The organism is Saccharothrix deserti (assembly GCF_009769385.1).
Classification (GTDB): Bacteria; Actinomycetota; Actinomycetes; order Mycobacteriales; family Pseudonocardiaceae; genus Actinosynnema; species Actinosynnema deserti.
In genome coordinates this window covers 114,180-137,325 of record NZ_VKAB01000026.1, presented here as the reverse complement: position 1 = coordinate 137,325, position 23,146 = coordinate 114,180, and the positions used below count along the sequence as shown (strand labels likewise).

Genomic DNA, 23,146 nt, shown 5'->3' with positions numbered 1-23,146 from the left:
TCGTGCACGTGAGCCAGCCCGTGGCGGCGGGTGTGGCGGGTGTGGTGCTGGAGTTGGTCGAGGCGCAACGGGATCTCGGGTGGTCGGTGACCCTGGTGTGCCCGCCGGGTCCGCTCGCCGAGCGGGCGCTCGGTCTGGGTGTCGAGGTGCGTGACTGGCCTGCTCGTCGGCATCCCGGGGTGGGGACGGTGGTGGAGGCTCTTCGGCTTCGGCGGATTCTGCGGGAACTCGCGCCGGATGTCGTGCACCTGCACAGCTCCAAGGCCGGGTTGGTCGGACGGGTGGTGCTGCGTGGGCGGCGGCTGACCTTGTTCCAGCCTCACATGTGGTCGTTCCAGAGCGCTGCCGGTGTGGTGGGGCGTGCGTCTCGGGCGTGGGAGCGGTTAGGGGCTCGGTGGACGCACCTGTTGGTGTGCGTGAGCGACGATGAACTGGCCGTGGGGCGGGCCGCCGGTGTCGATGGGCCCGCGGAGGTGGTGTGCAACGGGGTGGACATCGACCGGTTCCGGCCGGGCGACCGGGTCGCGGCGCGGTGGCGGCTGGGGTTGCCGGAGAAGGCGCCCACGGCGGTGTGCGTCGGCCGGCTCGCGCCGTTCAAGGGACAGGACCAGCTGCTCGCGGCGTGGCCCGAGGTGCGGGCGAAGGTGCCGGACGCCCGGCTGGTGCTGGTCGGCGACGGACCGATGCGCGAGCGGTGGCAGGCGGCGTGCGACGACGAGTCCGTGCGGTGGTGGGGGCATGACGATTCGGTCTCCGACTTCTACGCCGCCGCCGATGTGGTCGTGCTGCCGTCGCGGGCCGAGGGGATGGCGTTGGTGCCGTTGGAGGCGATGGCGTGCGGGCGGTCCGTGGTGGCGTTCGACGTCGGCGGGGTGCGGCAGAGCGTGGGTGAGGCCGGTGCGGTGCTGCCGGTCGGTGACGTCGGGGCGCTGGTGGAGGCCGTCGCGTTGCGGCTCGCGGATCCGGCGTTGGCCGATCGGGAGGGCGCGCACGGGCGGCGGCGGGTGGAGTTGCTGTTCGACCGGCGGCAGGTGGCCGATCAGATCGCGATGCTGGTGGACAAGCTCGTGGTGGGTGTTCGGTGAGCGGATTCGCGGGAGAGGTGCGGCGTCTGCGGGTCGCGTACCTGTTGACCCAGGACAGCGGGGGACCGGTGGACGTGACCGTGCGCTTGGCGCAGGCCTTGCTCGCGTCCGGTGAGGTGGACGTGCGGGTGTTCGGGCCGGTGCCTCGGCGGGGTGCGGAGGCGTTGGACGGGCACCACGAGCTGGTGGAGGTCGGTGACAAGGCCGACGTGCGGGCCGGGTGGCGGGCGCGGGCGGCGTTGCGGGCTTGGCGGCCGGACGTGGTGCACGCGCAGGACCGGCGGGCCGGGCTGGTCAGCGCCGGTCTGCGGTGGCGGCACAAGGTGGTCCAGACGTACCACGGTGTGCCCGATGATGTGGGGGAGGCGTGGTTCCGGGGGGTTCCGCGGGCTGCTCGGCCTTCCGCCTACACGCGGACCGTGCTGGCGGCTGATGCCGTGGTGGCGCGGGCTGTGCACCGGACGGTGGTGCCGGCGCGGGCGATGGGCCGGTTCCTGTCGACTCGGCTGCGGGTGCCGGGAGCTCGGTTGGTGCACATCGACAACTGCGTGGAGCCCGCGCACGTGCAGCTGCCTGTTGGGCCGGTGCGGCGGCTGGTGTTCGTCGGTCTGCTGGTGGAGCGCAAGGGGTTGGCGACGTTGCTGGCGGCGTTGGCGTTGCCGGGGGTGATGCCGGCGGACGCCACGTTGACCGTGATCGGTGACGGTCCGGAGCGGGTGAGGTCGGAAGAGCTGGCCCGTGCGTTGGGCGGGCGGGTGGAGTTCCTGGGGTTCCGGACCGATGTGCCGGATCTGCTGCGGCACCACGACGCGCTCGTGCTGCCGTCCACGATGGAGCAGCAGCCGTTGGTGGTGGCCGAGGCGATGGCGGCGGGCAAGCCCGTGGTGGCCACGGACACCGGTGGGGTTGCCGACATGCTGGGGTGTGGTTCTCCGGGCGGCGGTCTTTCAGGCTGGGGTGATGTGGGTCCGCTGGCCGCGCCCGGTGATGTCGACCAGTTGGCGGCGCGGCTGCGGGCGTTGTTCGCCGACCCCGACCCCGCCCGCACGGGCCGTCTGCTCGCTGAACGGGCACGGGAGCTGTTCGCGCCGGACGTGTGCGCGCGGCGCCACCTCGCGCTCTACCGCGAACTCATGGGCTGGGAGCCGGCGGCGTAGTGGTCGCCGTGGTGGTCGGGGGCTGAGTGGTCGGGGGCCCGGTGGTCGGGGGCCCGGTGGTCGGCGGTTGGGTGGTCGGCGGTCGGGTCGTCGGCGGCTGGGTTGTGGGCGGTTCGGTTGCGGGTGGCTGGGTCGTGGTGGGTTGGGTGGTGGTCGGCTCGGTTGTCGTGGTCAGGTCGGGTGTGGTGGTCGGGCCGGGTGTCGTGGTCGTCTGCCCGGTGGTGGTCGGGATTACTGCGGGTGGGGTCGTGGTGGTCGTCGTGCCCGTGGTCGTGGTGGGGGTTGTCGTTGGGGCGGTCGTGGTGGTGGTGGTAGTGGTGGTGGGTGGTGTTGTCGTGGTGGTTCCGGTGGGCTTGACCAGGATCACGGCGTCGCCCGCGGCCAGGTCGATCGTGGCCGGTGCGGCGGCGCCGCCGTCGACGTTGACCAAGTCCGGTGGTAGGGTCACCCGCGCGGTCTTGCCGGTCGGGTTCACCGCCACGTACCCGCCGGTGAACCGGCGGTCCCACGCGCCGGACGGCAGCTGGTTCGCCGTTTCGGTCGCCTCGCCCAGGTCGGCGTCCTGGTAGCGCGACCAGTCCGGGTTGCGGTAGTCCTTGGTGGTCGCGCCGGACCAGCACGTGTGAGGGCTGGCCAGGAGTGCCGCGGTGGCGTAGCCGACGCGTTCCTCCCTTGCCCCCTTGGTGTGGGTGATCAGCAGGAGCCAGGACTCGCCGAGCGCGGCCTGTGACCGCAGTTCCTTCCACTCGTTGCCCTTGAAGGTGAGCAGTTCACCCGTGCCGGTGTCGCGGAGGCCGAAGTTCTCCTCCATCGCGCCGTCGTACCGGGAGTGCGCGGACCACCGGCCGGGGGTCAGGTGCGACTCGGACACGTTCGGGATGAGGATCTTCCCCGCCTGGCGCAGGGCGTCGCCGGCCGTGGTGAGGAACGTGTCCATGCCCTCGCGGATGATCCGGTCGGACTCGGCCGCGTCCGCCGCGCCCTTGAGTACGGCCGTGGAGTAGTACTTGAGGGAGCTGAAGTCGTTGTCCGCGAGCACGCCGTCCCAGCCCTCGCGCACGACCTCGGCGGTGACCGCCTCGCTCCACGCCTTCTGGTAGGCCGGGTCCCAGACGGTCATCTGCCAGTGCTTCGGGTAGGGCTTCCACTCGATGCGCTTGCCCTCGGTGTCCAGGGCGAACCAGTGCGGGCTCTCGCGCTGTGCCTTGAAGTACCCGATGCCGGTGGGCAGCAGCGGCGCGTCGGTCTCGCCGTCGACCGCGCCCGGGTAGTTGCGCGCGCTGGAGAAGTCCTTGTAGGCCAGCACCTTGATCTTCGGGTTGAGCTGCTTGAGCTGGCGCAGGGAGGCCGTCTCGGTCGCGTTGAGCACCACCAGGCTGTAGTGCTGCGCGGCGAACGCGATCTCGTTCGTGGTGGGTGGTTCGCCGATGCCGTACCACCAGCCGCAAGGCGCGAGCGGTCTCGGCATCGGGGCGAGCGGGTCCGGGGGCACCGACCGGCCTGACGCGGCGTCCAGGGTGCACCCGGCGCTCGGCAGCAGCAGCGCGGCCGCGCACACCAGGCCGAGCACGTGGCTGCCGAACTCGCGGATGGGGCGTCGGTTCAGCGGTTCCTTCGGCACATCAGCTCACCCACCGTCTGCAACAGGATTTTGACGTCCAGCCACAACGACCAGTTGGCTATGTAGTAGTTGTCGTACCGGGACCTGTCGACAATCGAGGTGTCACCCCGCAGGCCGTGCACCTGCGCGAGTCCGGTCAGTCCCGTGGGAACTCGGTGCCGGGCCCAGTACAGCTCGTGGATAGCCGAGAATTCGCGCACGAAACCCGGCCGTTCCGGGCGTGGTCCGACGATGGACATGTCACCCCGGAGGATGTTCCACAACTGCGGCAGTTCGTCCAGGGAACTGTTGCGGAGGAATCGTCCGACTGGTCCGACCCGGCGATCCCCGGCCACCGACCAGGTGACTTGGGAATCGTCTTCGCCGCACATTCTCACGCTGCGCAGTTTGTAGAGCACGAATGGCTGATCGTCCATCCCGACCCGGACCTGGCGGAAGATCACCGGACGGCCGCTCTCCAGCAGCACGGCCAGCGCGCACAGCGCGATCACCGGCGAGAGCACGACCAGCGCGACGGCGGCCAGCAGCACGTCCATGGCGCGCTTGACCCACCAGGTCGGTCGGCTGGTCGGGGCGGTGCCCAGCCGCATCAGCGGGTAGCTGCGGAGCCGTTCGATATCGGGTCCGTCCTGGTAGAGCTCGAACATCCGGGGCACGACCAGGGTGGTGCAGCCCAGTCGGTGCGCGGTGATGGCCGAGTCGACCACCGACGACTCGCGGGCGTGGGAGAACGCCAGCACGACCGTGCCGACGCCCAACCGGGTGATCGCGTCGGCGAGGTCCTCGTCCATCAGGTCGACCGGCAGGGCGGCGCGGTCCAGCGCGGACTGCAGGTCCTGCGAGGGCTGGGGGTCGACGAACCCGACCGGGCGCAAGCCGAACTCGGGGTGCGCGAGCATCGCGCCGGCCAGGTCGACCCCGACCTTCCCGGCGCCGACCACGATCGTGCGGTCGCAGCGGTGGAACCGGCGGCGGGCCCAGCGGCCGAAGGCGAACACGACGACCCGGGCCGGTTCGCTCAGCGCGGCGAAGGCGAGCACCGACCACTGGGCGGCCCTGGTGGCGTCAGGTGGTGCGCTGCCGATCAGCGCGACCAGTGTGACCAGCGCGAACGCCACGGCGGTCGCGCCAGCGGAGCGCGGCAGGTCGTGGAACCAGGACAGCCACAGCCGCCGCCGGTAGAGCCGGTACGCGCCTCGCACGCCCAGCAGCGCCGCCGCGACCGCCACCGTCCACCACCCGCCCGGCGAGAACCGCGTGGCCACCGCGACCACCGTGGTCACGTCGACCGCGACCAGCAGCACCGCCACCGCGTTCACCCGCCGGAGCAGGTCCGCCCACGACGTCTCCCGCGGTCTCGGGTGCCGCCACCGCGACACCAGGGGCGAGGTGGTCGCCGAACCCACCCCGTTCATCTCGGACCGCCCTTGCCGGGGCCCGAGCGCGTCCCGTCCACGCCACACCACATTCGGACGACGTCCTTCCCACCATGAACTCGATATCGGTCACCCGTTCGAGATCATCCGAACGGGAATCTCTACTCACTGGGTGTTCGCCAAGTGTGATCTTCGGCGTTAATTCACTCGTTCGGTGAACACTGTTCCTCTTTCTGGTGATCATCGGGTCCGTTCTCCGCCTGAATTCGCCCGGTCGTGCGACGAGATACCGCGGGGTGGTCGAATCTAGTCGCGGTACGGAGGCGAATAATTGTGGACCGCCATCCGCCATCCAGTGAAATGGGGCCCTTTGACCGTCGATGAAGGCGACGTGCGCACCGCGTCGGAAGAGGGCGGACCGGCCCTTTCCGGCGGCAAGCGCACCCACGTCGTGCTACCCGCCTACAACGAGGCCGCCTCGCTGCCGCCGCTGCTGAGCCGGCTCGCGGAGGTCGCGCTCACCGGACGGCTCACCGCCTGGGTCGTGGACGACGGGTCGTCCGACGGCACCGCCGAGGTCGCCGCCACCGGCGTGCCGGGGCTGGAGGTCCGGCTGGTCAGCCACCCGGTGAACCTCGGCCTCGGCCAGGCCGTCCAATCCGGACTGCGGGCCGTGCTCGCCGAGGCCGGTGAGGGGGACGTCGTCGTCGTGATGGACGCCGACGACACCCACGACCCGACCCTGATCCGCGTGCTGGAACGGGAGATCGCGGCGGGCGCGGACGTGGTGATCTGCTCCCGGTTCGTGGCCGGCGGCGACGACGCGACCGCGCCCGCGCTGCGCCGGCTGCTGTCGCGCGGTGCGGCGGTGCTGTTCCGCCGGGTGCTGCGGGTCGACGGCGTCCGCGACTTCACCAGCGGCTTCCGCGCCTACCGGGTCAGCCTGCTGGCCCGTGCCGAGAGCCACTGGGGCGAGCGGTTGATCGAGGAACGCGGTTTCGCGTGCATGGTCGAGCTGCTGCTCAAGCTGCGGCACTGCCGGCCGGTGGTCACCGAGGTGCCGCTGACCTTGCGCTACGACCGCAAGCAGGGGCCGAGCAAGATCAGGATCGCGCGCACCGTCGGGCAGTACCTGAAGCTGTTGGTCCGCGACCGGCTGTCGCCCGCCCCGTACCGGGTGCTGTGATGCGACGTGTGCCGGACGGGCGGGTGGACCACGGGCACGTGGTGGTGGTCGGCGGCGGGATCTGCGGGCTGGCCACGGCCCACCGGCTGGTGCGCGCGGGCGCGCGGGTGACGTTGCTGGAGGGCAGCGACCAGCTCGGCGGGCTGGGCACGTTCTTCCCGTGGCGCGACCGCTGGGTCGAGCGCTTCTACCACTGCGTGATGCCGACCGACGACCACCTGCTCGGCCTGCTGGGCGAACTGGGGCTGCGCGAGTCGATCGCGTGGCGCCGCACCCGGATGGGCATGGTGGTGGACGGCCGGAGCTTCCCGTTCAACACGGCGCTGGACCTGCTCAGGTTCACCCCGTTGGGTGTGCTCGACCGGCTGCGGTTCGGCGCGGTGTCGGTGCTGCTGCGGCGGTTGGGGCAGGGCAAGGACCTGGACGGCACGCGCACCGAGGACTGGTTGCGCGGGCTGTACGGCGACCGGGTGTGGGAGCTGCTGCTGGCGCCGCTGTTCGGGGCGAAGTTCGGGGCCCGCTTCGGCGACGTGCCCGCGCTGTACCTGTGGCAGCGGCTGGGGCGTGAGGGGGCCGTGTCGGTGCGCGGCTACCCGGAGGGCGGCTACCGGGCCGTCATCGACGCGCTGAGGGGGTCGATCGAGGCGGGTGGCGGGGTGGTGCGGCTCGACGCCCCGGTGCGGCGGATCGGGGTCGCCGACGGCGTGCGGATCCGGCTGGACGGCGACGAGGTGGTGTCGGCGGATCGCGCGGTGTCGACGCTGCCGCTGCCGTTGCTCCGGCAGCTCGCGGACGACGACCTGGCCGCCCGGCTGCCCGACGTGCGGTTGCCGTACCAGGGTGTGGTGAACGCGCTGTTCTTCCTGCGGCGGCCGTTGTCCGGGCACTACTGGACGCCCGTGGTGCGGTCGGGCACGGAGTTCGACGGGCTGATCCAGATGACGCCGTTGGCGGGTGTGGAGCCGTACGGCGGGCGGCATCTCGTCTACGCGATGCGGTACACCGATCGGGAGTCCGCGTTGTTCCAGGAGGACGACGCCTCGGTCGCGGCGCGGTGGACTTCGCAGTTGCTGGCGCTGCACCCGTCGTTGAGCCGTGCCGACGTGGAGGACGTGCGGGTGTTCAAGGCGCCGTTCGTGGAGCCGGTGTACCCGCTCGGGTACCTGGCGCGGCGCCCGCCCGTGGTGGTCGCCGGCACGCCGTTGCTGCTGGCGACCACCGCGCACGTCTACCCGGAAGTCACGAGCTGGAACTCGAGTGTGGGACTCGCGCGGCGGGTCGTCGCGACGCTGGCGGGGGCACCGCAAACCGTTCCGGGCTGAGCCGGTCCCCCGACTGTGGGTGGACCGGCTGGGTGTGGACCGGCTGGGTGTGGGCCGACTGGGTGTGGACCGACTGGCCGCGGACCAGTTGCCGGAGTGCGGCGGCGATCCGGGCCGACGGCGAGCCGGTGCCGTACGGCGACGGGATGTGCTCCAGGCGTTCCCGGTGGCCGGCGACGTCGTCCAGCCACCGCAGCACTTCAGTGCTCATCTTCGGACCGGGCGGGACGAGGGTGCCGAACGTGCCCTCGATCTCCGGGCGCTCGGTGCTGCGGCGCACCACGACCACCGGCCGTTTGAGGACGCTGACCTCCTCCTGGATGCCGCCGGAGTCGGAGACGACCACGGCGGCGCACCGGGCCAGGGCCAGGAACGCCGGGTAGGCCTGGGGTTCGACCACCTTGAGGGGGCGAAGCAGGGCGGTCAGCCCGAAGCTCTCCACGCGCTTGGCGGTGCGCGGGTGCAGCGGGAGGAGCACCGGCAGCGGCAGCCGGTTCAGCTCGCGGAGGATCGTCTCCAGGTTGACCGGGTCGTCCACGTTCTCCGGCCGGTGAATGGTGGCGAGCACGTAGCCGTCGCGTTCGAGTTCGTGGCCGTCCAGGACGACGGACTCCTCGTCACGTCCGGGGAGGGCGGTGACGAGTGCTTCCACGACCGTGTTGCCGGTGATCGCGATCCGTTCCTCCGGGACGCTCTCGGCGAGCAGGTTCGTGCGGTTGAGCGGGGTCGGTGCGCAGCACAGGTCGGCGAGGTGGTCGATGGCCACCCGGTTGTGCTCCTCCGGCATCGCCCGGTCGAAGCTGCGCAGGCCCGCTTCGACGTGCACCAGCGGCACGTCGTTCGCGTTGGCGGCCAACGCCCCGGCGAGCGCGGACGTCGTGTCGCCCTGCACGATCACCGCCCGCGTCGGCTGCTGGGCCAGCACCTCGTCCACCGCCGTGATGGCCGCGCCCAGCTGTGCGCCGCGCCGTCCAGCGCCGACACCCAGCTCGTGGAACCGGCCCGGACAGCCGATGTCCTGCCGGATCCGTTGGTACATCGCGGTGTCGTAGTGCTGTCCGGTGTAGACGACGGTCGCGTTCGTCCCGATCATGCGGATCAGCGGAGCCAGCTTGATCAGCTCCGGCCTGGTGCCGCACACCATCGTGACGGCGCCGAGAGCTCCCTCGTCGATCGAAACCACCTCCAGTCGCGGATGACGCGCTCCTGGGCGCGATCGCGGAGAAGGTTAGAGTCCCGGCGGCCGTTTTCCCTTGCGCCTCAGTCGATCGAGTGAAGTTGACTGGCGCTGGACCTGAGATGGGGGTTACGTCAGTAAGTTTGCGTGTGGATCACTTTGACAATCGGACGGACTGAGGACAATGGTTCGAAGGTACGCGGCCCTGTTCGCCACGACGGTGCTCGTGGCGATGTCGGTGGGGCCGTCGCACGCGCAGGCCATGGGGACGGTGCTGTTGCCCGATCTGCGGCAGGCGGCTGTGGGATGCGCGGGTGATTACTCCGGCAACCCGTCGTGGTGCGTCGACTGGGACGTGTGCCTGGTCGTCGATCCGTCCGGGGCGAACGGCGAGTGCGTGAAGAGGGGGCCGGCCGGTGCGGTCCGGCTGAGGTTCACCACATCGGCGGAGAACATCGGCGACGGGCCGTTGCTGATCTACGGCCGGCGGGAGCACCTCGGCCAGCACGGGATGTCGGCGCGGCAGGCGCTCCAGTCCGCTGTGGACGGTTCGATCCCCGCGTCGTACGAGCAGGCGCAGCACCCGATCCCGGCGACGATGTACTACGAGCCCGCCGCGACGCACGAGCACTGGCACCTGCTCGGCTTCGAGCACTTCCAACTTCGCACCCCGTCGGGTGACACGCTGGTCACCGACCGGAAGACCGGCTTCTGCCTGGGTGACCGCTACGAGACGGGCGATCGCCTGCCGAACCGGCCGGGCAAGGGGGACAGCCCGGAGGAGGAGTTGGCGGACGTGCTGGCGGGGAACCAGTGCGGCCACCACGTGCCGGAGGCGTTGACCGTGATGCAGGGGATCTCGGTCGGGCACGGGGACGCCTACCTGCACACGGTGGACTTCCAGTGGCTGGACATCACCACGGTGCCGTCGGGGGTGTACGACGTGGTGAACGTGGTCAACGGCGACCGGACGTTGATGGAGAAGTCGTACACCAACAACGCGTCGTCCATGGCGATCTCGGTGCGGTGGCCGGGCGGCGCCACCGAACCGCCCGCGCAGATCATCGACCCGCCGCAGGTGAAGCTGCTGCGGAACTGCCCGGGGCGGGAACGCTGCGCCGCCAACTTCCCCTGACTCGGGGCCGCTGACTCGGGGCCGCTGACACCGGGCCGCGCTTCGGGGGTGCGCTTCGGGGGTGCCGCGGCTGGGATCGTGCGGTGATCGACGTCCCGCCCGCCGTGCTCGATGGCGCCGAGGTCGTCGCGGGCGCGGTGGGGAGGCGGAGTGCGGGGTGCGGGGTGCGGGGTGCGGCTCTGATGTTCGTGGCTCTTGATCGGCGGCGGTGGTCGGCCGGTGGTCGGGGGCGGATCGTGTCGGCGGTTTGATCCAGCTCTTCTGGGGGAATTCGGTGGCGTCCGGACCGACCGGTGACTCGAAGGGCGGGGCCATGTCGCTGTCCGTTGAGAACCGTGTGCTGGCGGGTCGCTACCAACTGGTGGGGAAGCTCGGTGAAGGCGGTATGGCCGAGGTCCACCGGGGGTGGGACGTGCTGCTCCGGCGGTTCGTCGCGGTCAAGCTGTTCGAGTTGCGGGGTGACGCGGTCGGTGGGAGCCGGTTCGACAACGAGGTCCGCACGTTGGCCCGGCTGTCGCATCCCGGACTCGTCTCCGTCTACGACGCCGGCACGTGCGGTGGGACGTCGTTCGTGGTGTTACAGCTGGTCGAAGGCAGGACGCTCGGTGATCGGCTGGTGCACGGCGCGTTGTCGTCCGCGCAGGTCCGGGCCCTTGGCCACCGGCTCGCCGACACCCTCGCCCACGTCCACGAACAGGGTGTCGTGCACCGGGACGTGAAGCCGTCGAACATCCTCCTCGACCGGACCGACACCGCGTACCTCGCCGATTTCGGCCTGGCCCGGTCGCTCGGCTCGACCAGGCTCACCAAGACCAAGCAGATCGTCGGCACCGCCGCCTACCTGGCCCCGGAGCAGGTGCGCGGCGAGGACGTCGGACCGGCCGCGGATGTGTACGCGCTCGGCTTGGTCCTGCTGGAGTGCCTGACGGGGTACCGCGAGTACCAGGGCAATCGGGTCGACGCCGCCGTCGCCCGGCTGGACCGGCCGCCCGGGATCCCGCGTGATCTGCCCGCCGACCTGGGACGGCTGCTGACGTTGATGACCTCGCTGTCCGCTCGGCGCCGGCCGTCGGCCGCGCGGTGTGCCGACATGTTGCGCTCCGGGCCGATCTCAGGGGTGTTGCCTGACGGGCTGCTCTGCGGTGGTCGGGCGCAGCCCGCGGAGTAGGGCGACGGCTGCCGGAGCGGCGTTCTCCGGTTGTGGGCGGGCGGCCGGGTGGGTCGGGGCACGTCACAGGGTGTCGAGGAAGCGTTCCACCGCGCCCGTGAACTCCTCCGGCCGTTCGAGGTTCGGCAGGTGGGCCGCGCCGGGGATCACGGCGAGCGTCGAACCGGGGATGGTCGAGTGCATCCGCCGGGCCACGTCGACCGGCGTGTACTCGTCGTCCTCGCCGACCACGACCAGCGCGGGCACGGTGGTGCGGGACAGGGAGTCGAGGTAGTCGGGGCGTTCCGCGCGTCCGCGCAGGGCCGCGGCGGCGCCTTCCGGTGACGTGCCGCGCATCATCCGCAGCACGTGAGCGGCTACGGCGGGGAGGGCCTGGACGTTGCGCGGGGCGATCATCTTGTCCAGCACCTCGTCGGCGTAAGGGCCCATGCCTTCGCGGAGCGCGCGTTCCGCCGCCGCGTGGCGGGCTTCGCGGCCGGCTGGTGTCTCGGCCTCGGGGAAGGTGTCCGCGAGGATCAGGGCGTGGACGCGCTCGGGGTGCGTGCGGTGCAATTCCATGACGATCTGGCCGCCCATCGACAGGCCGCACAGCACTGCCCGGTCCAGGTCGAGGCGGTCCAGCAGGCCGATCAGGTCGTCGGCGAACACGTTCAGCGGCGTCTTGCCGGGCACGACCGTTGTCTCACCGTATCCGCGCAGGTCCGGGGCGATCGTCCGGTACCGCGAGCTGAGCTGTTCGACCTGTGGCCGCCACATCGAGCGGTCGAACGGGTGGCCGTGCACGAGCAGGACGGGCAGCCCGGCGCCCTTGTCGTCGTAGGCGATGTCGATGTCGTTCACGCGCATGCGTCCCCCTGGAGCCGTTGACGTCCGAAGCGTAGGAACGCCACGATCGTCGGTGCAATGAAAACAATGCTCTCGGTGCAATGTGGGGTGCTCGCGTGCCGGACTACCGGGTGATCGCAGACCGGCTCGCCGCGGACATCGCGGCCGGGCGGCTCAAGCCGGGTGACCGCCTGCCGCCGCAGCGGCGGTTCGCCCGCAGGAACGGCATCGCCGGGTCGACGGCGGCGCGTGTCTACGGCGAGCTGGTCCGGCGTGGTCTCGCGGTGGGGGAGGTCGGGCGCGGGACGTTCGTGCGTGCCGCGCGTCCACCGGTCGAGCCCGCGTTGGCCGAACCGGGTGGGGCGCGGGTGGACCTGGAGCTGAACTTCTGCGTGCTGCCCGATCAGCCGGAGCTGCTGGCGCCGGGGCTCGAACGGGTCGTCCGCGAAGGGCTGGGTGAGGCGCTCACGCCGATCGGTGTCCGCGGCACGGCCGAGGCGCGTGCCGCTGCCGCGCGGACGTTGGCGCGGGGCGGGTGGGCGCCGGACCCGCGGCGGATCCTGTTCACCGGCAACGGCAGGCAGGCGATCGCGGCGGCCGTGTCGGCGTTGGTGCCGGTCGGCGGGCGGCTCGGTGTGGAGGCCGTCACCTACCCGGTGGTGAAGGCCATCGCGACCAGGCTGGGTATCACGCTCGTGCCGTTGCCGGTGGACGACGCGGGCGTGGTGCCACAGGCGGTCCGGGCCACCGACGTGCGCGTGGTCTACCTCCAGCCGACGCTGCACAACCCGCTCGGCACCACCATGCCCGAGCGGCGGCGGGCCGAACTCGCCGACACCGTGCGGGAACTGGACGTGCAGGTGATCGAGGACGGCATCTACGCGTTCCTGGGTCCCGACCTGCCGCCGCTCGCGCCGGAGCGCACGACCGTGGTGGACAGCCTGTCCAAGCGTCTCGCGCCGGGTCTGACGGTCGGGTTCGCCGTGCCGCCCGAGCACCTGGTCGACCGGGTGGCCGCCGCCGCGCGGTCAGGTGGTTGGGCGGCGGGCCACTTCGCGATCGCGGCGGCCACCGGCTGGATCACCGACGGCACCGTGGAGTCCATAGTGGACCGCAAGCGGGCGTTGGCGTCGGCACGGCAGCAGCTCGTCCGAGAGCGGCTGGCGGGGTTCGACATCCGTGCCGATCCGGGTTCCTACCACTGCTGGTGGCGGTTGCCGGAACGGTGGCGGGCGGAGACGTTCGTGGCCGCCGCCGGGCGTCGGGGCATCGCCATCACGCCCGCCGCGGCGTTCGCGGTCGTACCCGGCCACGCGCCGAACGCCGTCCGCCTCGCCCTCGCCTCCGCGTCCACGCCGACGCTGGCCGCCGCGTTGGACGTGCTCGCCGCCCTCGCCGCCGGCAGTCCGGAGGACGAGTCCGTCGACTGACCGTCGAACCGTCCCGTTGACGCAACCGAACGGTTGCCATAGTGTGGCAACCGTTCGGTTGCTACTCGTTGGAGGTCGTTATGGGTTTTCCCGATCGCATCGAGCGGACCATGGAGGTCGCTCACCCGCCGGCCAAGGTGTGGGCCGCGCTCACCACGGCCGAGGGGCTGGGCACCTGGTTCGGCAACGAGGCGACGGTCGACCTGCGTCCGGGCGGCGCGGTCCGGATGAAGTGGACCGACGGACCCACGGTCGACATGCGGGTGGAACGGGTGGAGGAGCCGACGGTGTTCGGGTTCAGCTGGCCCATCTTCGGGCTGCCCGAGGACGATCCGCGCCGCACCTATGTCGAGTTCACGCTCGAACCGGTCGGTGAGGGCACCCGGCTGACGGTGGTCGAGAACGGTTTCGCCCAACTGCCGGACGACTACTACCGCAAGGCCTACGACGCGAACACCCGGGGTTGGACGAGTGAGCTGGGCGAACTGGTCGCCTACCTCGATGCCGCCTGACGTCGAGGCGATCGCCGAACAGGTCTTCACCGCGCTGGCCGACCCGAGCCGGCGCGCCATCCTGGCCGCGCTGGCCTCGGGGGGTCCGGCGACGGCCACGGACCTGGCGGATCGCCTGCCGATCACTCGGCAGGCGATCGCCAAACACCTCGCCCTGCTGGCCGAGGCCGGTCTGGTGACGGCCGAACCGGGGGAACGGCGTCGGGTGCGGTACCGGCTGCGCTCCGCACCCATGCAGGTGGCGCAGCAGTTCCTGGCCGCGCTGGCCCGTGACTGGGACGGCCCGCTCGCGTCGTTGAAGGACCACCTCGACCGGACCGCGGGCGGGTCCGCGACAACCCCACCCGACGAAACCTGACGGGCACGACGATCGGCTCCGCGCGTGAGCGTGGACCTGAACTGGAAGGTGGACATGGAAACCACGATGAAGACACCCCCGATCGTCACGGCGGAGGAGTGGGAGGCAGCGCGTGAGCGGCTGCTCGTGAAGGAGAAGGAGATGACCCGCGCCCGGGACGCGCTGGCCGCCGAGCGCAGGCGGATGCCGTGGCTGGAGGTGGAGAAGGAGTACGCGTTCGACGGACCGAGGGGCCGGGTGAGCCTGCTCGACCTGTTCGAGGGCCGTCGTCAGCTGATCGTCTACCGCGCCTTCTTCGAGCCCGGCGTGTTCGGCTGGCCGGAGCACGCGTGCCGGGGCTGTTCGATGGTGGCCGACCAGGTCGCGCACCTCGCCCACCTGAACGCCCGCGACACCACCCTCGCCTTCGCCTCGCGCGCGCCGCTGGCGGATATCGAGAGGGTGAAGGCGCGGATGGGGTGGACGATGCCCTGGTACAGCATGACCGACGGGTTCGACGCCGATTTCGGTGTGGACGAGTGGCACGGCACGAACGCGTTCATCCGCGACGGCGACCGCGTGTTCCGCACCTACTTCATCAACAACCGCGGTGACGAGGTGATGGGCGGCACCTGGAGCTACCTCGACATGACCGCGCTCGGGCGGCAGGAGGAGTGGGAGGACTCGCCGGAGGGGTATCCGCAGACCCGGCCGTACGAGTGGTGGGACTGGCACGACGAGTACGCCGACGCCGAACCGGCGGAGGGGTGGCTGGCGAAGGTGGAGGCGTCGGGCGTCCGTGCCAAGGAGAACGCACGACCGCTGCCCGCCTCCTCGGAGGGCGGCGACACCGTGCGCTCGTCCGAGCCGGCAGGGTCCTGCTGTTCTCGCTGAACGGGTCCGGACAAGTGGATCACGGTGTGATCGGCTCCGCGCGATGATGTCCGGATGAGCGACACCTACTCGCCCGTCCCGGAGCTGAACCTGCTCAAGCAACTGGAAGACCGCATCGGCGGGGAGAACATCTCGACCGGGTTCGACCTCGCGGAGTTCGGCCGCACCGTCGGTATCGACACGTGGTCGAAGGACCCGGAGTTCCTCGACAGCTTCCTCTCCTTCGCCACCGCCAACGCCGGCGGGTCGGTCTACGCGCTCTGGCGGATCGACGACCGCGCGAACCTGGCGGACCTGCCCGTCGTGGTGTTCGGGGACGAAGGCGGGATCGGCCTTGTCGCACGCGACCTGCGGGAACTGTTCCAGCAGCTCGCGTGCGACAAGGCGCTGTACGTGGGGGACTACGACGCCGGGTTCCACGACAAGGCGGGCTCAGAGGACAACGAGAGCGGTGACTCCTAGGCGAACAGCACGAGGTACGTCGCCAGGACCCCGAGCAGGTAGACCGGGTAGCCGATGCGGGCCGCCCTGGACAGTCGCCGTTCCGCGTCGTCGCGTTGGAGCGTGGCCATTCGCTTGCGCAGCATGGCGATCAGCACGCAGCCGACGGCGAGCAGGATGAACGCGTAGTAGCCCCACTCCAGCGCCACCGTGTAGCTGACCGACGGCAACTGCGAGGTCACGTTGTTCAGCAGCACGGCCGTGCTGAGGATCGCGGTGATGCCCATGGACACCGGCGCGGTGCCGTCGGAGGCCTTGAAGAACAGCGACAGGTACGTGACGCAGATCAGCAGCACCAACGGCAGCAGGTTCTTCAGCAGGAACGGCAGCGTGTCGCGGACGATCTCCACCTCGCCCGTGTACTGGCTGTAGTAGATGCCTTCGGCGGTGCCGGCCGCCGACCCGTCGCCGAGGGCGTCGCTGCTGCCGACGGTCCGCTGGAAGAACCGGGCCGAGGTGGTCAGCCAGTTGGGGATGGCGTTGATGGTGGCGTCGCCGTCCGCGCCGCTGCGCAGGTGGTGTTCGGACGGCTGGTCCAGGATCTCCTTGTCCGTCACGTACACGACCTGGTCGGCGGTCTCGGTGCGGTTCTGGAGCACCACCCTGAGGTGCTGGCGGTCGAACGGGAAGCTGCGGAACTCGAAGCCGCTCTTGAACCGGTCGGCCACCCGGTACAGCCGGTAGGTGCCGTCCGGGCCGGTGACGTCGCGCAGCGGTTCGCCGAGCTCGAGGTCGGGCTTGACGGCGTTGACGAACTGGACGTCCGCGGCGGTGTGCGGGCCGGTGTACTTGAGCCACAGGAAGAAGTCCACGAAGTAGGTGCCGTCCCGGGTGTCCAGGTCGCGGACCTCGTTCAGGTTGATGCCGGTGGCCACCACCTGGCGGCGGGTCAGGTACCGGTCGCCGATCGCGATCACGCTGCCGTCCGCCAGCGCGGCGTTCAGCGCCTGCTCCGACGGCGGTTCGTAGATCGTCAGCTGGACGGGCGCCGAGACCAGTCGGGAGCCGTCGCTGGTCACGAACGACACCGGCATCTGGGCGGAGCCGTTGGCGGAGAAGTACAGCGGGCCGAGGAGCGCCGGGAACGCGTTCTTCTTGTCCTTCAACGCCGCGAGTCCGTCGCGCAGGCGTTTGCGGTCGTCGGCGCGGTTCGCCGGGGCGAGGCCGATGCCGTTGGCGGTGATCACGTGCAGGCCGACGTTGAGCGCCTGCCGGGCGGTCGCGGCGTGCCAGCGCGGGCGTTCCCCGTACCGCTGCTGGTAGTTCTCGGCCCAGGTCAGCGCGGGGCCGGACAGCGAGTCATCCGCCATCGGGGTCGCCAGGTGCAGGTCGCGCGTCGCATCGCCCAGGGCGTCGTGGAACGAGGTGGTGCCCAGGGTGGCGGTGCCCAGGATCGGCGCGTCGACCCCCGCGCCGCGCAGACCCTTCACCAGGGGGACGCCGTTGCGCTCCTCGGTGGCGAGCAGGATCGGCGTGCCGGGGGTGAGGGCCTTCACCTGGTCGACCGCGGCTCGCGGGTCGTCGGCGACGGGTAGCGCGGCGACGACCTGGCCGAAGCGGCTGAACGAGTCGGTGAACGCGGCCTGTGCGGAGCGGCCGGACTCGGTGTCGTCGTAGACCACCGCCACCTTGTCGGCGCCGAGCACCCGGGAGGCGTAGACGGCGAGGAAGTCACCCTGGGTGCGGTCGCCGAACATGCTGCGGAAGTACCACTCGCTGCCGTCGGTGATGCCGGCTCCGCTGGCGGAAGGGGTGACGGCGGGTATGCCGGCCGCCCGGTAGATCGGGGCGGCGGCGAGGGAGGTCACCGTGACGCCGTGGCCGATGACGTACAGCGCCTTGTCGTCGCGGACGATCTCCTCGGCGATCCGCTTCGCCCGGTCGGGCTGGTCGGCGTCGTCGTAGACGAGGAGTTCCACCGGGTGGCCGTTGACGCCGCCGTCCGCGTTGAGGTTGTCCAGGCGCATCCGCACGCCGCGTTCGAGGTGGGCGGCGGCGGCCGGGTCGCGTCCGGTCATGCCCGCGACCAGGGCGACGTGCACGGGCTCGTTGCCCGCGGTGCCGGTCGCGGTCCACACGCCGATGGTGGTCAGCGCGACGAGCGTCACGGCGCCGATCGCGATCAGGGCCTTGGGTGAGCGGCGGCGTCTGGCGGGTGGCGCCACGGGCTGCGGGCGGGGCGGCTCGACCACGTCGCGCGCCTCGTGGGGCGCGGTCGGCTGGACGCCGCGCAGTGCGCGTCGGGCCCGGTCGGTGGCCGGGTCGGCTTTGATCGCGTACGCCTTGTCCAGGCAGAACAGGCGCTCGGCGTCGTCGGTGACCAGTTCGGCGAGCCAGCGCCAGGCCGGTTCGTACTCGGCGTCCTGGGCAAGCGCCACGCCCAGCAGTTCGCGAGCCGCGTGCGGGTCTCTGGTGCGCAGGCCGATCGCCCGATGAGTGAGCGTGACGGCGGTGTCGGGCTTTTCAGGCACGGGCGGAGGCTAGGAACACCACGTGGTGCCCGATGGAGAATCCCCTGACCGGGGCGCGATCACCCGATCGGGATTCTGGCTCCGTTTTTGTCAGGCGGTGGGCGCGTAGGCGAGGTCGAGGACGCCGTTGGAGAGGGCGCGGGAGTGGGACAGGGTCAGCTTCACCCTGTTGCCGCTGTCGGTGAACAGTCGCTTGCCGCCGCCGGCGACGATCGGGTGCTGGAACAGGCGCAGTTCGTCCAGGAGGTTGTGGTGCAGCAGCCACTGGACGAGCGTCGGGCTGCCGTTCACGAGGATGTTCTTGCCCGGCTGCGATTTGAGCGCGTGCAGCTCCTTGGCGACGTCACCCTTGATGACGGTCGAGTTCCGCCAGTCGGGGGAGTCGTCCAGCGTGGTCGACGCGACCAGCTTGGGGGTGTTGTTCATCCAGTCCGCGAGCGGGTCGTCCTCGATCGTGCGCTGTGGCCACGAGGCGGCGAACACCTCGTAGGTGCGGCGACCGAGGAGCAGGGTGTCCGCCGCGTCCGCTTCCGCGCCGATGGTCTCGCCGAGCTCGTCGTTGTACATCACCCACTTCTCCGGTGACTCCACGACTCCGTCCAGCGTGATGAACAACCAGGCGACGATCTTCCTCATGGCATCTCCAGGCGTGTGTGGCGGGGGCGCGGCGAGTCCGCCGGGATCAATGGCGCGCGAACGGCCGAGGAGCTGTCCACTGTGTCGGGTCGGTCGCGGTCGGGTCGGTCGGTCTGTGTCGGGTTGGGTTGGGGCGGGTCGGTCGCGGGTCAGCCGCGGTCTTCTTCGGTCTCGATGTGCATGGCTTGCTCTTCCGGGCTCGCCGGGTAGGTCGACCCGGCTTCGTCGGCGATGGCGGTCGGCTCGTGGTGCGCGAAGTCGCCGCCGCCGTCGGGTGCGGTGAACTGGGGTGCGGCCGCGTCGGCGTCGCGTCGCAGGGCGCGGTCCCGGCCGGTGTCCCGCCGCCTTTCCAACCCCTCTTGCTGCTCGGACAGGGATCGCTGGTCGGGCTGCGGTCGTTCGTCAGCCATGGTGACTCCTCCCGTGCTGGTCGGAACGGGTGACACCGAATGGGTTACCCGGCGTGCGGTGGGTATCCGCGTCGGACGCGGGCCGTTTGCCGGGGTGCCTGCCGGTGAACCCCGGAAGACATGACGAGGAGCGGCACGATGGCGGTGTCGGTCGACGCCTGGGGTGTCGACTTGGCCGCGGACCTCGGGGTGCCGGACGAACCCGCCGGTGTGGTGGTGTTCGCGCACGGTTCGGGCAGTTCCCGGCACAGCGGGCGCAACCGCTCCGTGGCCGAATCGCTGCGCCGGGACGGGTTCGCCACGCTGTTGATGGACTTGTTGACGGAGCGTGAGGAGCGGGAGGACCGCGTCACCGGTCACCTGCGGTTCGACATCGAGTTGTTGGCGGAACGGGTGGCGGCGTCGGTGGAGTGGACGTCGCGGTACCCGGCGACGCGCGGGCTGCCGATCGGGCTGTTCGGCGCGAGCACGGGTGCGGCGGCGGCACTGGTCGCGGCGGCTGGGACGTACCTGGTCAAGGCGGTGGTGTCGCGCGGCGGACGGCCGGATCTGGCGGGGAGCGCGCTGGCGCGGGTGCGTGCGCCGACGTTGCTGATCGTGGGTGGTCGGGACGAGCAGGTGCTGGAGTTGAACCGGGCGGCGGCGGAGCGGTTGGCGACGGTTCACCGGATCGAGGTGGTCGAGGGGGCGACGCACCTGTTCGAGGAGCCGGGGGCGTTGGATGAGGTCGCCCGGCTGGCGGGTGCGTGGTTCCGGGAACACCTGTGAGTTGGGGGAGCGTGTTGTCGGGACGCTGATCCAGACCGTCCATAGTGGACTACGGTGTGGTGGGCCAACGGTCGAACCAGGCACGGGTGCGGCGCAGGACGTCGGTCTGGTGCGCGCGTTCGCGGATCGAGTGGTTTTCGCGCGGGTAGACGACGTACTCGTGCTCGACGTCGAACCGGCGCAGCGCGCGGTGCAGGGCTTCGGCTTGTGAGACCGGCACGTTGGTGTCGTCCTCGCCGTGCAGGAGCAGTACGGGGGTGCGGATGCGGGAGGCGTGCGAGATCGGGCTGATCCGGTCGTGCGGGTGCGGGCCGACGCCCTCCCAGGCCGCGCTGCCGGCGAGGGCCGCCTCGAACGCGCCGCCCTCGCCGGTCGCGGCGAGCATGCCCCAGTCGCTGATCCCGGCGCCCACCAACGCGGCCCGGAAGCGGTCGGTCCGGGTGACGGCCCACGCCGCCATGAACCCGCCGTGACTCCAGCCGCCGATGCCGAGCCGGTCGGGGTCGGCCACGCCGTCGACGACCAGCAGGTCGATGCCGGTCACCACGTCGTCCCACTCGTCGAGGCCGACTTTGCCGGCGACGGTCGCGGCGAACTCGTGGCCGTGCCCCTGTCCGCCGCGCGGGTTGGGCAGGAACACCGCGTAGCCGGCGGTGGCGAGCCATTGGCCGGAGGGGTGCCAGGCGAGTGTCAACCGGTCGGCGTGCCGGTCGTACGGGCCGCCGTGGATGACGGTGACCAGCGGGAACGGGCCGTCGGTGCGGGTTCGGCCCGGTGGCAGGAGCAGCAGGCCGTCCAGTGGTAGGCCGTCGTGCGCGCGGTAGGCGAGGCGTTCTTGCGGGCCCCAGCGGATGGCGTCGAGTTCGGGCCTGGTGCGGGTGAGTCGGTGCAGTGGCCCGACGGGTGGGCCGGCGTGGACGTCGGCGGGGGTGTAGGTGGTGCTGACCAGGGTCGTGATCGTGTCCCGGGTCGCGGTCAGGGAGTCTGCCGGGCCGGTCAGGCGGGACAGCTCGCGGAAGCCGGCCGGGGTGAGGGCGTGGGCCGGGGTGAGGGCGTGGACGGTGGTGTCCAGGCCGTCGGCGAACAACGCGATCACGCCGGTGCCCGCAATGATCACCCGATTGTGTTCCCGGGTCCGGTACGGGGAGGTCGAAAACCGCACGTCCGCCGACCAAGGCCGGTGGGGTCGTGCCCAGGTAGACCAACCGCCATCCGTGATCATCACGCCACCACACCGGGGAAGACGCCTCGACGTGTGCGGGACCCAGGCCGTGCGCCACGCCGTCGTCGTGCACCACGTGCAGCGCGGGGCGGAGGAGACCCGGGTCCAGGGCCGGCGTCTCCCAGGTCAGCACGGCCAGCGGGCCGCCGTCCGGGCGTTGGGCCAGCTCGACCACGTGTCGATCGCCCAGGCCGGGCGGGGTTTTCAGCTCACCGGTGGTCAGGTCCAGGAGGTGGAGTCGGGCCGGGTCGGCGCGTTCGCCCCACACCCACGCGTCGTCGCGTTCGGCCGCGCGTCGGGCGTCCTCCTCGGTCGGCTCGTCGTGCGCGATCACGGCGACCCGACCGGCCAGCGGCAGGTGGTCGACGACGGTTCCGCGCCAGGTGGTCAGCTGCTCGACCACGCCGTCGTCCAGGCGGACGCGGCGCAACTGCGGGTGGCCGCGCTGCGCCGCGTCCGACAGGTAGTAGACGGCGGTCGAGTCCGGTGACCAGCCACAGTTCGCTCACCGGGTGTTTCCCGGCTCGGCCTATCGGGGCGAGCGTGAAGGCGACCCACCGGCCGTCCGGTGACAACACGGGACCTCGCGGCACGCGGCCGTCTACCACCATCTCCGCGGTTAACTCGATCATGACCGCCAGGTTGGTGACCCGGATCACCGGGGTCCGATGTGGACTCGCCGTCAGAGTGGTGCCATGACTTACGACGTCGAGTCCGTCCGCGCCCAGTTCCCCTCGCTCGCCACCGGGACCGCCCACTTCGACGGGCCTGGCGGGTCGCAGGTGCCCGCGGTGGTCGCGGATGCGGTGCGGGGCGCGATGATCTCGTCGCTGGCCAACCGCGGCACGGTGACCGCCGCCGAACGTGCGGCCGACGCGATCGTGTCGGACGCCCGGCGGGCGATGGCCGATCTGCTCGGCGCGTCGCCTGAGGGCGTGGTGTTCGGGCGGAGCATGACGCAGCTGACCTACGACTTCGCCCGCACGTTGGCGCGCACCTGGCAGCCCGGTGACGAGGTCGTGGTGACCCGGTTGGACCACGACGCCAACGTGCGGCCGTGGGTGCAGGCGGCCGAGGCGGTGGGCGCTGTGGTGCGGTGGGTGGGGTTCGACCCGGCGACCGGTGAGCTGACGGCGGCGGACGTGGCCGAGGTGTTGTCGGCGCGGACGCGGTTGGTGGCTGTCACGGCGGCGTCCAACCTGATCGGAACACGTCCCGAGTTGGCGGAGATCGCCGAGTTGGTGCACGCGCGGGGTGCGCTGTTCTACGTGGACGGCGTCCACCTCACCGCGCACCAACCCGTCGACGTGGAGGCGTTCGGGGCGGACTTCTTCGCGTGCTCGCCGTACAAGTTCTTCGGGCCGCACTGCGGCGTGGTGGCCGGGCGGCCGGAGGTGTTGGCGGACCTGCGGCCGGACAAGCTGCTGCCGTCGCCGGACGCGGTGCCCGAGCGGTTCGAGTTGGGGACGCTGCCGTACGAGGTGTTGGCCGGCTGCACGGCCGCGGTGGACTTCATCGCCGGGCTGGCGCCTTCGGCGGGCGACAAGGGTGAGCGTCGGGCGCGGATCGTGTCGTCGCTGGTGGCGGTGGGAGAGCACGAAGACCGGTTGCGGGAGAGGGTCGAGGCGGGGCTGGAGGGGCTGCCCGGTGTGGTCGTGCGGTCGCGTGCCCGGCTGCGCACGCCGACGGTGCTGGTGACGTTCACCGACCACGCGGCGGCGGAGGCGTACCGGTTCCTGGCCGGGTTGGACGTGAACGCGCCGGCCGGGGCGTTCTACGCGATCGAGACGTCCCGGTGGCTCGGGCTCGGTGACACCGGCGGGCTGCGGATCGGGCTCGCCCCCTACTCGACCGAGGCCGAAGTGGACCGGTTGCTCGACGGGCTGGGTCGGTTCGTGCGTTCGGTCTAGCGC

At 71.3% G+C, this 23,146-nt stretch carries 22 protein-coding genes; 14 read left to right on the top strand and 8 right to left on the bottom strand.

All coding sequences use genetic code 11. The features are described from left to right. Positions 1–8: 8 nt before the first annotated feature. Both FM051_RS34885 and FM051_RS34880 read left to right on the top strand, forming a co-directional pair. Positions 9–1,085 carry a glycosyltransferase gene (locus tag FM051_RS34885; protein ID WP_238412875.1) on the top strand — a complete coding sequence of 359 codons (1,077 nt, stop codon included), beginning with the start codon at positions 9–11 and terminating at the stop codon, positions 1,083–1,085. Continuing rightward, positions 1,082–2,242, top strand: coding sequence for a glycosyltransferase family 4 protein (locus tag FM051_RS34880; RefSeq protein WP_238412874.1), 1,161 nt, complete (start codon positions 1,082–1,084; stop codon positions 2,240–2,242). The genes FM051_RS34885 and FM051_RS34880 overlap by 4 nt, the downstream gene beginning before the upstream one ends. Here FM051_RS34880 and FM051_RS34875 read toward each other — a convergent pair. Next, positions 2,217–3,863, bottom strand: coding sequence for a putative glycoside hydrolase family 15 protein (locus FM051_RS34875; RefSeq protein WP_238412873.1), 1,647 nt, complete (start codon positions 3,861–3,863; stop codon positions 2,217–2,219). The two genes, FM051_RS34880 and FM051_RS34875, sit on opposite strands and share 26 nt — an antisense overlap. Further along, the gene (locus FM051_RS34870; protein WP_158850949.1) at positions 3,845–5,278 is read right to left on the bottom strand and encodes a sugar transferase; all 1,434 of its coding nucleotides are present in this window, start codon (positions 5,276–5,278) and stop codon (positions 3,845–3,847) included. Before FM051_RS34870 ends, FM051_RS34875 begins: the two co-directional genes overlap by 19 nt. A 331-nt stretch (positions 5,279–5,609) precedes the next feature. Here FM051_RS34870 and FM051_RS34865 point away from each other — a divergent pair, with 331 nt between their 5' ends. Next, the gene (locus FM051_RS34865) at positions 5,610–6,425 is read left to right on the top strand and encodes a glycosyltransferase (protein ID WP_158850941.1); all 816 of its coding nucleotides are present in this window, start codon (positions 5,610–5,612) and stop codon (positions 6,423–6,425) included. Continuing rightward, a complete protein-coding gene (locus FM051_RS34860) occupies positions 6,425–7,747 on the top strand; it encodes an FAD-dependent oxidoreductase (protein ID WP_158850939.1) in 1,323 nt (440 codons plus the stop codon). The genes FM051_RS34865 and FM051_RS34860 overlap by 1 nt, the downstream gene beginning before the upstream one ends. Here FM051_RS34860 and wecB read toward each other — a convergent pair. Continuing rightward, the gene (gene wecB, locus FM051_RS34855; protein ID WP_158851091.1) at positions 7,665–8,891 is read right to left on the bottom strand and encodes a non-hydrolyzing UDP-N-acetylglucosamine 2-epimerase; all 1,227 of its coding nucleotides are present in this window, start codon (positions 8,889–8,891) and stop codon (positions 7,665–7,667) included. The genes FM051_RS34860 and wecB overlap by 83 nt on opposite strands. Before the next feature lie 217 nt (positions 8,892–9,108). Between wecB and FM051_RS34850 the strand changes: the two genes are divergently transcribed. Continuing rightward, positions 9,109–10,059 (top strand): lysyl oxidase family protein, encoded by a 951-nt coding sequence (locus tag FM051_RS34850; RefSeq protein WP_158850937.1) that lies wholly within the window; start codon positions 9,109–9,111, stop codon positions 10,057–10,059. A gap of 313 nt (positions 10,060–10,372) precedes the next feature. Continuing rightward, positions 10,373–11,227 carry a serine/threonine-protein kinase gene (locus tag FM051_RS34845; RefSeq protein WP_158850935.1) on the top strand — a complete coding sequence of 285 codons (855 nt, stop codon included), beginning with the start codon at positions 10,373–10,375 and terminating at the stop codon, positions 11,225–11,227. A 63-nt stretch (positions 11,228–11,290) separates the two neighbouring features. Here FM051_RS34845 and FM051_RS34840 read toward each other — a convergent pair whose 3' ends face one another. Further along, complete coding sequence (locus FM051_RS34840) at positions 11,291–12,073, bottom strand: alpha/beta fold hydrolase (RefSeq protein ID WP_158850933.1); 783 nt, start codon at positions 12,071–12,073, stop codon at positions 11,291–11,293. Positions 12,074–12,168: 95 nt separating this feature from the next. Here FM051_RS34840 and FM051_RS34835 point away from each other — a divergent pair, with 95 nt between their 5' ends. The 5 genes from FM051_RS34835 to FM051_RS34815 all read left to right on the top strand — a co-directional run bounded on the left by FM051_RS34835 (position 12,169) and on the right by FM051_RS34815 (position 15,687). Beyond that, a complete protein-coding gene (locus FM051_RS34835) occupies positions 12,169–13,482 on the top strand; it encodes an aminotransferase-like domain-containing protein (RefSeq protein WP_158850932.1) in 1,314 nt (437 codons plus the stop codon). Between the two features lie 80 nt (positions 13,483–13,562). Further along, on the top strand, positions 13,563–13,994 hold the full coding sequence (locus tag FM051_RS34830) for an SRPBCC domain-containing protein (protein WP_158850930.1): 432 nt from the start codon (positions 13,563–13,565) through the stop codon (positions 13,992–13,994). After that, positions 13,984–14,352 carry an ArsR/SmtB family transcription factor gene (locus FM051_RS34825; protein ID WP_158850928.1) on the top strand — a complete coding sequence of 123 codons (369 nt, stop codon included), beginning with the start codon at positions 13,984–13,986 and terminating at the stop codon, positions 14,350–14,352. The genes FM051_RS34830 and FM051_RS34825 overlap by 11 nt, the downstream gene beginning before the upstream one ends. A gap of 66 nt (positions 14,353–14,418) precedes the next feature. Continuing rightward, complete coding sequence (locus tag FM051_RS34820) at positions 14,419–15,225, top strand: DUF899 domain-containing protein (RefSeq protein WP_158851089.1); 807 nt, start codon at positions 14,419–14,421, stop codon at positions 15,223–15,225. A gap of 54 nt (positions 15,226–15,279) precedes the next feature. Next, positions 15,280–15,687, top strand: coding sequence for a hypothetical protein (locus tag FM051_RS34815; RefSeq protein ID WP_158850926.1), 408 nt, complete (start codon positions 15,280–15,282; stop codon positions 15,685–15,687). Here FM051_RS34815 and FM051_RS34810 read toward each other — a convergent pair. The 3 genes from FM051_RS34810 to FM051_RS34800 all read right to left on the bottom strand — a co-directional run bounded on the left by FM051_RS34810 (position 15,684) and on the right by FM051_RS34800 (position 19,243). Then, the gene (locus tag FM051_RS34810) at positions 15,684–18,197 is read right to left on the bottom strand and encodes an ABC transporter substrate-binding protein (RefSeq protein ID WP_158850924.1); all 2,514 of its coding nucleotides are present in this window, start codon (positions 18,195–18,197) and stop codon (positions 15,684–15,686) included. The two genes, FM051_RS34815 and FM051_RS34810, sit on opposite strands and share 4 nt — an antisense overlap. 90 nt (positions 18,198–18,287) lie before the next feature. Next, entirely contained in the window at positions 18,288–18,833 is a 546-nt protein-coding gene (locus FM051_RS34805) for a dihydrofolate reductase family protein (RefSeq protein WP_158850922.1), read from the bottom strand. 149 nt (positions 18,834–18,982) lie between these two features. Beyond that, the gene (locus tag FM051_RS34800) at positions 18,983–19,243 is read right to left on the bottom strand and encodes a hypothetical protein (protein ID WP_158850920.1); all 261 of its coding nucleotides are present in this window, start codon (positions 19,241–19,243) and stop codon (positions 18,983–18,985) included. A 138-nt stretch (positions 19,244–19,381) separates the two neighbouring features. On the opposite strand from FM051_RS34800, the gene FM051_RS34795 reads away from it, so the two are divergent. Continuing rightward, positions 19,382–20,011, top strand: a complete 630-nt coding sequence (locus tag FM051_RS34795) for a dienelactone hydrolase family protein (protein WP_202919174.1) — start codon at positions 19,382–19,384, stop codon at positions 20,009–20,011. A gap of 49 nt (positions 20,012–20,060) precedes the next feature. Here FM051_RS34795 and FM051_RS52280 read toward each other — a convergent pair whose 3' ends face one another. Then, entirely contained in the window at positions 20,061–21,128 is a 1,068-nt protein-coding gene (locus FM051_RS52280) for an alpha/beta hydrolase family protein (RefSeq protein WP_238412871.1), read from the bottom strand. A gap of 136 nt (positions 21,129–21,264) precedes the next feature. On the opposite strand from FM051_RS52280, the gene FM051_RS52275 reads away from it, so the two are divergent. Both FM051_RS52275 and FM051_RS34785 read left to right on the top strand, forming a co-directional pair. Next, the gene (locus FM051_RS52275) at positions 21,265–21,723 is read left to right on the top strand and encodes a hypothetical protein (protein ID WP_238412870.1); all 459 of its coding nucleotides are present in this window, start codon (positions 21,265–21,267) and stop codon (positions 21,721–21,723) included. Between the two features lie 205 nt (positions 21,724–21,928). Then, complete coding sequence (locus tag FM051_RS34785; protein WP_158850916.1) at positions 21,929–23,143, top strand: cysteine desulfurase-like protein; 1,215 nt, start codon at positions 21,929–21,931, stop codon at positions 23,141–23,143. The last annotated feature ends 3 nt before the right edge of the window (positions 23,144–23,146 follow it).